This is a genomic window from Parabacteroides sp. ZJ-118 (assembly GCF_011038785.1).
Classification (GTDB): domain Bacteria; phylum Bacteroidota; class Bacteroidia; order Bacteroidales; family Tannerellaceae; genus Parabacteroides.
This window is the reverse complement of record NZ_JAAKDT010000098.1, coordinates 1-1,793: the sequence shown is the minus strand read 5'-3', so window position 1 is coordinate 1,793 and position 1,793 is coordinate 1. Positions and strand designations below refer to the sequence as shown.

General features: G+C 31.2%; 1 protein-coding gene. It reads left to right on the top strand.

Annotated elements, in window-relative coordinates; translation table 11 throughout:
* Positions 1–392: 392 nt before the first annotated feature.
* Positions 393–1,640, top strand: a complete 1,248-nt coding sequence (locus tag G7Y39_RS13320) for a DUF4934 domain-containing protein (RefSeq protein WP_241160069.1) — start codon at positions 393–395, stop codon at positions 1,638–1,640.
* The last annotated feature ends 153 nt before the right edge of the window (positions 1,641–1,793 follow it).

Here is a 1,793-nt window from a genome sequence, read left to right as displayed (position 1 = left end):
GATGGTGCACTCTGCCATACGTTTTGAACTGAAAGGAGATAGTCTGAGAAAAAATCATTAACTTTGCCGCATCAAAAGTGTCCCAGCCTCCTCCGGCGCACTGTCCCAGTCTGCTCCGGTTTTTCCAAGTTGGTGAAACAAGAAAGTCAGGATGTAACAATTGTTAGATTATATGTCAACTGTAGATTATCTAATCATGATACCGATTTATTTTATTGTTCGACACAATGTTGATTTTATAACTTACTCAAGTTTCGGATTTAGCATGATGCCACAAAAATGGTCATGAAAAATTTAATGAGAAAATTAAAGAAGCATATTGTGCACATTATTTTTTTGGAAGTTGGGATAGAAAAATTTCTTTATATTAACAATTTAAAAACAATATCATTATGAGGGGGAAAGTTTTTATTTATTTATCTGCTTTATTTATATGTATATTTATTTTTTCTTGCAAATGCAATAAAAACACAGATGATTTAGAAAAAATCTCTATTGAAAATGCATATCATAAAGCTACATCTATTTTTGCATCTGATTATTTTGATGATATTCGTTATGTAATATTAGAGACAACAGAAGAATCGTTAATTGGTAATAATCCAAATGTATACCTAGCCAAAGATAAAATTATCATAATCTCTGATAAACAATGTTCTACATTTGATAAAAATACAGGTAAGTTTATATGTAATATTGGTCATATTGGTAATGATCCAGAAGGAAGCATAAGTCTTTTAGGTTGGTTTAATGAAGCTTCATCGCAAATATATTTTCCCAAGGGGAATCGTAGAAATATTATCTATAATTGTGATGGTATATTTATTGGAAATCAAAGTGATCCAGATTTTACAGATGGTTTTTATGATGTTGATAATTATGATTATTTCGATTCTGAAAAACTAGTTATGCACCTACCTGAAACAGCAAATAAACCAGATAGAATATATATTTATAAAGATACCACAGTTGTATCCTATTTTCCATCTATGGGGGATGATAAAAGTAAATTGTCAGCTCATATGGATAATATACAAGATATAAAAACTTTCAATTTACCAAATACAGAAAGAGAAGTCATAAATATAACCTATAAAGATGGATTACAGAGTGGATTTATACCTTCAGAACAAGTATTTTGGCATCATGATAAAAAATTATACTTTAGAGAATTATTTAATGATACAATTTATGAAGTTGGCCTAACTGGATTGAAGCCCGTGAAGTGTTTTGACTTTGGCTCACTAAAATGGGAAAGAGATGAAAGATATAATGCAAAAAATAAAAATACTATCTATCCTTTGGATATATTTGAGAATGAAAACGTTTTATGGTTGCGCTTTGTTGTAAATCTTTATCATAAAGAAGATGTGGAGGTCTATAATGCGATTTATGATAAGAAAAAAGGAGTGACAATAATAAGTCCGTTTGAGGAAGGTCTTAAAGATGATTTGAATAATTTTATTCCTTTACAACCTTCTAGTTCTACTTCAACAAGTGAATTTGTCCAGATTGCTTCTGTAGAAGATATTAAAATGTGGTTTGACAAACATCCAGAACAAAAAGATTATCCAAGTGAAATATCAAAGCTTAGGTATTTGTCGGAAGAAGATAATCCGGTTGTAATTATATTAAAATGAATTATTTGTGATTCATTCATGGCGAGAAAGGGAAAGTCGACGGCAAGGAACAAGGATTGACGGCAGAACAACGTCAAAGACGATATGCACGTCAGCGCGATGCGGAATCTCATGCAGCCAAACGCAAGGAGGAATATTTCATGGGCAAAGGTG